This window comes from Myxococcus sp. AM011 (assembly GCF_013372595.1).
Taxonomy (GTDB): Bacteria; Myxococcota; Myxococcia; order Myxococcales; family Myxococcaceae; genus Myxococcus; species Myxococcus eversor.
The window spans coordinates 43,462-51,775 of sequence record NZ_JABXEM010000043.1 but is presented as its reverse complement, the minus strand read 5'-3'; the positions used below and the strand labels follow the sequence as shown (position 1 = coordinate 51,775).

The following is an 8,314-nucleotide window of genomic DNA, read 5'->3' as shown; positions in this document are numbered from 1 at the left end:
GAGGGGACTGCTCGGGTGTCGGGGGCGTCTGGGCCACGGCCGACGAGGAGACGATGAAGGAGACCACTGCGACAGCGAAGGTCGGTGCACCCATGACGACGAAGACTCCCGGTGGAACGTGCTGAAGTGCGCGGCGAGCGACCGGGCCGGCGGGGAGCGCTCTTCCCCCGCAGGCCCAGGTCGACCGCCGTCAACCGCGTGGATGCCTACTGCGATTCGGCCGCACCCGCGATGACGATCTTGCCGTCGGACTGCACCGCGAGGCCGCGCGCCGCCTCATCCAGCTTGCCGGCGATGATGTTCACCGTGACGATGCCACCGGTGCCGAAGGTGGTGTCGCGCGTGCCATCCAGGTTGAAGCGAGCGACGGCGAAGCGGTTGTCGCCGCCCTCGGTGACGAAGCCCGTCGCGTACACCTTGCCCTCGGGGCTGAACGCCACGCCCCAGGCGCGGTCATTCTCCGTCTCGGAGAAGGGCACCGGCGCCGCGAACTCCGCGCCCGTGGTGATGTTGCGGATGAGCAGGATGGCGTCGTCGTCCTGTCCGCCACCCGCGCGGTAGCCCGAGGCCGCCACGTATTCCTCGGTGCCGACGTCGGCCCGCGCCACGTTGAAGAAGGCCTCGTCCGGACGGTCGAAGGAGTAGAGCTTCACGCCCTCGTTGAAGCCGTCCGCCGCCGCCGGCTGGCCGTCCGCGGTCAGCAGCACCGCCATGGCGTCGATGTTGCTCGTCGTCGGAGTCCCACTGCCCACCATGAACGTGCGGTCGTCCTTCAGCGCCACCGCGTCACGGCCGCGGTCATTGTCGCCAGCCAGGTCCAGGATGAACGAGCCGTTCGTGCCGTACGTCGGGTCCAGCACGCCCGCCGCGCTGTAGCGGAAGGAGATGAGGTCCACCGTGTTGCCGGACACGCCCGCCGCGCGGCCATAGCCGGTGGTGACGTAGGAACCCGTGGACTGGCGCACGGCGGCGTAGGCCTCCGAGATGCCCCACTCGCGGGTCGCGTCGTTCGTGGCGAAGGGCGCCGAGTTCAGCACGCCCTTGGAGCCGAAGGTGCTGTCCACCGTGCCCGACTCATCCAGGCGCAGCATCACGATGCGGTTGGCGGACTGCGCGCCAACGCCCGAGGGCTGAGACAGGTAGCCCGCGGAGACGATCTTCCCGTCCGCCTGCACCATGCCGTGGCGCGCGGAGTCACCCAACCCGCCGATATCCAGCCCGTAGAAGCCCTTGCGCGAGTTGGCGCCGGGGTTGGCGTTGAACGTCTCGTCCAGCGCGCCGTTGGCGGTGAGGCGGACGATGGCGCGGTCGGAGTCCGTGCGCGTGCCTTCCGCCTTCTTGGTCGCGAACACCACCAGGCGGTCCTGCGCGTCGCGGGTGATGCTCCACATGGAGTCACGCACCGAGCCGTTGGCCGTGCTCAGGTTCAACCGGGAGATGCCGTTGCCGCTCGCGCCGAAGGTGTTGTCCACCGTCCCGTTGGCGTTGAGCCGCACGAACGCCAGGTCCGTGTCGGGCGTGACGGTGCCAGCGTCCGTCGGCGTCCCGGAGTCAGGAGTGGTGCCCGCGTCGGTGCCCGCGTCCGTCTGGGTGCCCGCGTCGGGGATGGGCGTCGGGGTGGGCTCCTCGTCGTCGTCGCCGCAGCCCCCCATCCAGGTCGCCGTCAGGCCCATGACCAGCAGGGTAGGTAGAAGCTTCTTGAAGCGGGGGGTTCTCGTCTGGTTCGACATGTTCAATCCCGGTCGGTCCAATTGAATATGAGAGTTATTCTCATATTCGGCGGAGGAAGGCGGCCATTCCCTAGGCCGTGCGTTTCTCCAAGTCAAGATATCGAGAATGATTGTCAGTCTCAAAAGTGATTGGTAATGCGGGAGGCATGAACATCTCCCGGACCCGACTCGATGTGCCCTCCTGGTTGGGAGCGAGGGCCTTGGCATTCACCGTGTTGCTGTGTGTGTCGTGCAGCGACAGCAGGCCCAAGCCGGTGGATCCTCCGCCCGTGGATGGCACGGACGTGCGCGCGCAGCTGTTGAGCGCCACGGGCGAGTGCATCCTGGGGGAGGCGCGGGAGTTCCAGCCCAAGGCCGCGGCGCTTCAGGCGGCGACCGCGACGTTGCGGGACACCTCGGACGCGACGACGCTGGCCGCGGCGCGCACGGCGTTCCATGAGGCGATGGACGTCTGGCAGGTGCTGGAGCCGATGCAGGTGGGGCCGGCGGCGCCGCGCATCAGCCCGGGGGGCGGGGAGATTCGCGACAACATCTACTCATTCCCCCTGTACAGCCGCTGCTCCATCGAAGAGCAGCTCGTCTCCAAGAGCTACGAGTCCCCCAGCTTCTCCACCAGCCTGGTGACGCGGCGCGGGTTCCTCGCGCTGGAGTACCTGCTGTTCTACGAGGGGGCGGAGACGGCGTGCGGAGCGAACTCGGCCATCGTGGCGCAGGGGACGTGGGCCGCGCTGTCGGCGGATGAGCGCGCGGCGCGCAAGCGGGCCTACGCGGCGGTCGTCGGGGCGGACGTGAGCACGCGCGCGCAGGCGCTGGTGGATGCGTGGGCGGCGGAGGGTGGCAACTTCCTGAAGACGCTGGCGACGGCGGGCGCGGGCAACACGGTGTACCCGACGACCCAGGTGGCGCTCAACGCGATGAGTGACGCTCTCTTCTACGTGGAGCGCGAGGGCAAGGATCAGAAGCTGGCGCGTCCGCTGGGGCTGCGCGACTGCTCTTCCGACACGTGTCCGGAGCTGTTGGAGTCGCAGTTCGCGGGCCGCTCGAAGAAGAACCTCCACCTGAACCTGGTGGGCTTCCGCCGCATCGTGGACGGCTGCGGCCCGGACTTCTCCGGGACGGGCTTCGACGACGTGTTGGTGAAGGTGGGCGCGGAGGGCGTGGCCACGCGGATGCGGCAGGAAGTGGTGGAGGCCGAGGCCTCGCTGGCCGCCGTGGAGGAGGAGGACCTGCGGCAGGCGCTGGCTCAGGACAAGGCCTCCGTGCAGGCGGTCTACAACGCCTTCAAGGGCGTCACGGACGTGCTGAAGACAGACTTCATCTCCACGCTGGACCTGGAGCCTCCCGCGGGCCTCGAGGGAGACAATGACTGACGTGGCCGCTGGCGACGTGACGTCCGCGCACCCAAGGATGGCACGGGTCTGGGCGTGGCTCCTGGCGCCTCGGGACATCGCCGCGATGGCGGTGTTCCGGGTGGCGCTGGGGCTGCTCATCACCGTGTCGTCGGTGCGCTTCCTGGCCTATGGCTGGGTGGGCGTCCTGTTCGCGCAGCCCCGGGTCCGCTTCACCTATTGGGGATTCGGTTGGGTACCGGTCCTCCCCAGTGAGTGGATGCCCGCGCTCTTCGTGGCGCTGGGCGTGCTGGGGACGTTGTTGATGGTGGGGCTGTTCTACCGGGTGACGGTGGTGCTGCTGTTCGGGGTGTTCGCCTACGTGCAGCTGCTCGACGTGACGAACTACCTCAACCACTACTACCTGGTGAGCCTGCTGCTGGCGCTGATGAGCTTCGTGCCCGCGCATCGGGCGTTCTCCGTGGACGCGTGGCGCCGGCCGGAGCTTCGCCAGGACTGGCTGCCGGCGTGGTGCACGGTGCTGCTGCGCTTCCAGGTGTCCATCGTCTACGTGTACGCGGGGCTGGCCAAGGTCACCACCGACTGGCTGGTGCACGCGCAGCCGCTCAACATCTGGCTGTCCGCCCGGACAGGGCTGCCGTGGGTGGGCCCGCTCCTGGACGAGCGCTGGGTGGCGTATGCGGCGGCGTGGGGCGGGATGTTGTTCGACAGCACCATCGTGTTGTTCCTGATGTGGCGCCGCACGCGGCCGTTCGCGTACGTCGTGGTGGTGGGGTTCCACGCCGCGACGTCGGCGCTGTTCCCCATCGGGATGTTCCCCTTCATCATGGTGACCGGGGCGCTGGTGTTCTTCGACCCGTCGTGGCCGCGCACGCTCCTCGCCAGGGTGCGGCGGAGTCCTGTCTCCGTGAGTGTGCCCGTGGTCGGGGAGGGCAGGGCACCGGGTTGGAAGGGCCGCGTGGTGCTCGGCGTGGCGGTCGTCTACGCGTGCCTCCAGGTGGTGCTCCCGCTGAGGACCCACGCGTACGGTGGCAACGTGCTCTGGCACGAGCAGGGGATGCGCTTCTCGTGGCGGGTGATGACGCGGGAGAAGAATGGGAGCGCGACGTTCATGGTGCGCGACAGCGTCACCGGACGTGAGTGGCATGTGTCGCCCAGCCAGTACCTCACGCGGCTCCAGGAGCGGGAGATGGCGGTGCAGCCGGACCTCATCCTGCAACTGGCCCACCGTATCGCCCGGGACTTCGAGGCGACCACCCAGCATCCGGTGGAGGTCCGCGCGGATGTCCGCGTGTCCTTGAACGGTCGGATGTCGGAGCCGTTGGTGGACCCGACGGTGGACCTGTCGAAGGAGGAGGATGGCCTGGGTCCCAAGGCGTGGATTCTTCCCGCCCCCGAGGGGCCGCCGGTGCACCTGCGCCCCGCGAGGTCCTCGCACGCGCGTGTACCGGGGGCCTGATTCCACTTCCCTGAACGCTAGGAATGGAGATGTGAATCCGTGTCCGCCGCTCCTGGCGACGTGAGTCCGCAGGCGCGGTTGGCGGGAACGGCCACGTCGAGCTTCTTCGGCTTGGGAAGGTCGAGGTGCTCCATGATGTGGATGAACTCGTCGCGACTCTTCCCGGCCACGCGGGGGTTGTGCCGCTTCTCCTCGCCGATGCTCGTCACGGTGCGGCCCTTGTAGTCATGGGCGGGGTAGACGAGCGTCGAATCCGGGAGCCCGAAGAGGACTCGCGTGAGGCTGTCATAGAGCTGGCTGGGGTCCCCGTTCTGGAAGTCGGTGCGGCCGTTGCCGCGTATCAGCAGGGCATCTCCGGTGAAGACGCGGTCTCCCAGCAGGTAGCTGACGCTGTCGTCCGTGTGGCCCGGAGTCGCGAGCACCCGGAAGTCGAGCTGGCCGATGCGCACGTGGTCCCCGTGGCGGACCTGGACGTCGGCGCACGTGGCGCCTTGTTCACCACCCACCACCTTGCACCGCGTCTGCTCCCGCAGATGACCGGAGGCGGTGACGTGGTCGGCATGCACGTGGGTGTCGAAGACGTGGGTCAGCGTGAGGCCCAGCTCGCGCACCAGTTGCAGGTCCCGGTCGACCTGCTCCAGCACGGCGTCGATGAGGACCGCCTGACCGGTCGACTCGTCTCCCAGGAGATAGGTGTAGGTCGAGGACTCGGAATCGAAGAGCTGGCGGAAGATCATGTCGAAGCCTCCTGTCCCTGCGAGTCGTGAAGGGGCACTGAGGATTCACGCTCGCCCCGTTTCAGGATGCGACCTGCTCGGGCACGACACGGCAGCCGAGGAGGCAAGGGGTACGCTCCCTGCTCCTGGGGCATTTCAGACGAGCCACATGTCCGCCCGCTCTGTGTGGAATCAAGCAGGCACGCTCGCGGGACGATTCGTGGGAGAAGGGGCTCGCGCGAAGGTCCTGAATCGTTCGTGCGCCCTCGTGGCTTTCACTTCACTGAAACCCCATTCCTCGGAGATTCGTCCATGAAGTCCACGCTCGTTGTCGCGGCCGTCCTCGCGGGTGTCCTCCTGGGGGCTTGTGCGAGCCAGCAGCGGCCGGTTCGTGACGAAGCCCACCGTTGGGTCGACGACGGAGCCACGCTGGTGGATGTCCGCACGCCCGAGGAGTTCGCCGCCGGTCACCTTCCGGGGGCGGTGAACATCCCCGTGGATGACTTGTCCCAGCGACTCGAGGAGCTGGGCGCTCCGGCGAAGCCCGTGGTCATCTACTGTCGCAGTGGAGGCCGCAGTGCCCGCGCCGAGAAGCTGCTGAAGGAGCGTGGCTTCGAGCAGGTCCTCAACCTGGGCCCCATGTCGGCGTGGGAGTGATGCGCGGAGCCCGCGCCTCTGGAGACATCCGGGACGACCGCTCGTCCCACCCAGCGCATGGCGTCGGCGGCGGTCGTTGATTCAATCCGCCTGGCTTCGAGTCTCTTCAGTCGTCGTCATCATCCCCGTCGCCGCCACCGCCCCAGATGCCTTCGGCGGCTTCTGGCGTCGGCGCGTCGAAGGTGCAGGTCAGCTCGTCGCCATTCTCATAGTGGTAGACGAAGCGCCCGGCGGCGTGCTCGTCGTCCACCACGTCAATCGTCACGGAGCCCCTCGCCGGCACTCCAGTCTCCGCGTGGAAACCCTTCCCGGACTCCGACGCGGTGTCCCGGGTGCCCTCCCAGTTGACCACCAGCGGGTTGTCCTCCGGTTCAAGGCGGAGCTCCCTGTTGATGAGCGCCACCGTTCGCGAGGTGCTGCTCTCTCCATCGAGCAGGTTGATCTCCGCGCCAAAGGTCTTCAGGCCCGCATGACCGCGCGGGAGGTAGGTCAAGAACACCGTGTCGCCGATGTTGAGGTCCACGAAAACGGAGGCCTCGCCATCGATGGGCCAGTTCACGGACACGCCCAGGTGTTTGCCTCGACATTCTCCCGTGGCGTCCCTGCCTCCACACGCGGTGAGGAGCAGGGCGGCGGCCATCCATGACAGTGCTGCGCGAAGACCCAGACAGTTCATGCCTGCCATTCTAATACGATTTGGTTGCCCGCAGGCATGGGACCAGTTGTCTCATGGGCAGAGGCGACGGAGCCACCGATTCATCTGGTCCTTGTCCAAGGAGAACCCACCGGAGCGTTCCTCATAGAGGAAGGGCTTCAGCAGATATGCCAGCGCGGGGTACTGCGGAGGGATGCCCTCTGCTTTCGTGTCGAGGGCATCCGGCCATTCCCCCAGGGAAATCAACAGCCGCTCCTCGGGGAGGGGCAACAGGGACACCCCCGGGAATGCCAACTCTCTCCGCAGTCGCTCAATGCCGCCGAGCTGCCCGAGCAACGGCTGCCCCAGGAAGGTGAGCCAGTAGGCCCCTCTCGCCTGCGCCCCGATGACAGTGCTGGTTTCCCCGACATGGTAGAGGTCCAGGCCCATATATCGCGTGAGGAGATCGAGGAGCTCCGCCCGGGCCGCATACCAGGCGCCATGTGGCGAGACGAACGCGAGGCTCGCGTAGCCGAAGCTGAAGGGCAACTCCCGGGCGATTTCGAGCGCCAGGGCACGCAGATGTTCGGGGCCATGGGCCCGCAGGTATTCTGTGGGGAACGTAAAGGCCACGCTCGTGGCTGGATTCTGGGGGGTAGGCCAGGAGCGCTCATCAATGCGTCTCCCGTGATAGTCGAACTGGTAGCCACCGGCCTCGCTTGCATTCTCGAACAGCTCGACGACCCAGGCCGTTCCCCACGAACGTTCAAGCAGTTGTTTGCGATTGTGCTCCCACCCTTGATCGTCCAGTGGAACCATGTCTCCGTCATCAGACGAATACCAGTTCAGGGAGTTGGGAGGGATGGCTCGAACGTAGGTCCGCAGGGCGCGCCAGATGGCGGGGGCTACGTCCTCATGATTGCGATGGATGAAGAAGGAGAGAACCACTCCGTCGCGAGCCACCAGCACTCCACTCTTTGTCCGGAGACGGATGACTGGGATGTTCTCGCTCATCGAAGCACCACGCCCACGCGCGGGGAGACAATCACGGCCTCTCCGCCCAGGGCTGCTTCATAGACTTCGCCCTGACCCTTTCCGGCATAGGCGCTGTTGGCGCCATAGCGCGTCCACTGTGGAAGATTCGTGTCCGGGCAGGGGAACTTGAAGTCAAGGGTGACTGCGGACCGCAGCAGGTCGCGATTCGCGTGCAGAACGATATCTGGCTTGATGGTGCGCCAGAGTTCATGACCGCAGCCCTGGGCAAGAAGGCGTGCCTCCTCCTCCCGGCCTACGGTCTCAAGGAGCAGGGCATGGGGATAATAGCGATAGCGCTGCTCGATGCTGAACGGCTCGGGCCACAGTGAGGCGAGTACCTCGCGAGCACATTCGGGGGCGAGCGCGTGCTTTTGTTGTCCCAGGCGCATGGCGCGGGTGACGGGCTTTCCACACGTGTCTACATCTACTGCTTCGAGACATTCGTTCCGTGTCGGTGGGCGGTCACCGAAGAAGTGGGCATTTATCTGGCGCTCCGCCTGGATGGCGCATTCCACGAGCTGCTCCTCGAGTTCACCGACTGCATTGTCCTGCTTCAGCAAGACACGCATGACCGGGGCGAGCCGGGCGAGTTGCGAGGCCACTTCCTGGGTAGCGGCGGAGCCTGTCGCGCTCCTCGTCATCGCAGCGGCGTGGCGAAGACGCGCGGCGGTGTCCGTGTCTAGACGCAGGTCTCCACGGCCGGAGCGGCTCGGGCTGCTGGCACAGGCCGTCAG

The 8,314-nt window shown here is 66.9% G+C and carries 8 protein-coding genes; 3 read left to right on the top strand and 5 right to left on the bottom strand.

Features of this window, described 5'->3' with window-relative positions:
• Positions 1 to 206: 206 nt before the first annotated feature.
• Positions 207 to 1,730 carry a hypothetical protein gene (locus tag HUW62_RS11915; protein ID WP_255203384.1) on the bottom strand — a complete coding sequence of 508 codons (1,524 nt, stop codon included), beginning with the start codon at positions 1,728 to 1,730 and terminating at the stop codon, positions 207 to 209.
• A 146-nt stretch (positions 1,731 to 1,876) separates the two neighbouring features.
• On the opposite strand from HUW62_RS11915, the gene HUW62_RS11910 reads away from it, so the two are divergent.
• A complete protein-coding gene (locus HUW62_RS11910) occupies positions 1,877 to 3,100 on the top strand; it encodes an imelysin family protein (protein ID WP_176434493.1) in 1,224 nt (407 codons plus the stop codon).
• Positions 3,093 to 4,538, top strand: coding sequence for an HTTM domain-containing protein (locus tag HUW62_RS11905; RefSeq protein ID WP_176434492.1), 1,446 nt, complete (start codon positions 3,093 to 3,095; stop codon positions 4,536 to 4,538). Before HUW62_RS11910 ends, HUW62_RS11905 begins: the two co-directional genes overlap by 8 nt.
• A gap of 17 nt (positions 4,539 to 4,555) precedes the next feature.
• Here the strand turns inward: HUW62_RS11905 and HUW62_RS11900 are convergent, their stop codons facing one another.
• Positions 4,556 to 5,275: an MBL fold metallo-hydrolase gene (locus tag HUW62_RS11900; RefSeq protein WP_176434491.1), complete on the bottom strand. Its 720-nt coding sequence runs from the start codon at positions 5,273 to 5,275 to the stop codon at positions 4,556 to 4,558.
• Positions 5,276 to 5,566: 291 nt separating this feature from the next.
• Between HUW62_RS11900 and HUW62_RS11895 the strand changes: the two genes are divergently transcribed.
• A complete protein-coding gene (locus tag HUW62_RS11895; RefSeq protein WP_163864471.1) occupies positions 5,567 to 5,911 on the top strand; it encodes a rhodanese-like domain-containing protein in 345 nt (114 codons plus the stop codon).
• 106 nt (positions 5,912 to 6,017) lie between these two features.
• Here HUW62_RS11895 and HUW62_RS11890 read toward each other — a convergent pair whose 3' ends face one another.
• From HUW62_RS11890 to HUW62_RS11880, 3 genes are all read right to left on the bottom strand, one after another.
• Positions 6,018 to 6,551, bottom strand: a complete 534-nt coding sequence (locus HUW62_RS11890; protein ID WP_163864739.1) for a hypothetical protein — start codon at positions 6,549 to 6,551, stop codon at positions 6,018 to 6,020.
• An 87-nt stretch (positions 6,552 to 6,638) separates the two neighbouring features.
• Entirely contained in the window at positions 6,639 to 7,559 is a 921-nt protein-coding gene (locus HUW62_RS11885; RefSeq protein ID WP_176434490.1) for a type VI immunity family protein, read from the bottom strand.
• Entirely contained in the window at positions 7,556 to 8,149 is a 594-nt protein-coding gene (locus tag HUW62_RS11880; RefSeq protein ID WP_255203383.1) for a hypothetical protein, read from the bottom strand. Before HUW62_RS11880 ends, HUW62_RS11885 begins: the two co-directional genes overlap by 4 nt.
• Positions 8,150 to 8,314 lie beyond the last annotated feature (165 nt).

Coding starts and splice junctions, on each gene's coding strand:
- HUW62_RS11915 (WP_255203384.1), bottom strand. CDS start 1,730: ATGTCGAACCAGACGAGAACCCCCCGCTTCAAGAAGCTTCTACCTACC.
- HUW62_RS11910 (WP_176434493.1), top strand. CDS start 1,877: ATGAACATCTCCCGGACCCGACTCGATGTGCCCTCCTGGTTGGGAGCG.
- HUW62_RS11905 (WP_176434492.1), top strand. CDS start 3,093: ATGACTGACGTGGCCGCTGGCGACGTGACGTCCGCGCACCCAAGGATG.
- HUW62_RS11900 (WP_176434491.1), bottom strand. CDS start 5,275: ATGATCTTCCGCCAGCTCTTCGATTCCGAGTCCTCGACCTACACCTAT.
- HUW62_RS11895 (WP_163864471.1), top strand. CDS start 5,567: ATGAAGTCCACGCTCGTTGTCGCGGCCGTCCTCGCGGGTGTCCTCCTG.
- HUW62_RS11890 (WP_163864739.1), bottom strand. CDS start 6,551: ATGGCCGCCGCCCTGCTCCTCACCGCGTGTGGAGGCAGGGACGCCACG.
- HUW62_RS11885 (WP_176434490.1), bottom strand. CDS start 7,559: ATGAGCGAGAACATCCCAGTCATCCGTCTCCGGACAAAGAGTGGAGTG.
- HUW62_RS11880 (WP_255203383.1), bottom strand. CDS start 8,149: ATGCGTGTCTTGCTGAAGCAGGACAATGCAGTCGGTGAACTCGAGGAG.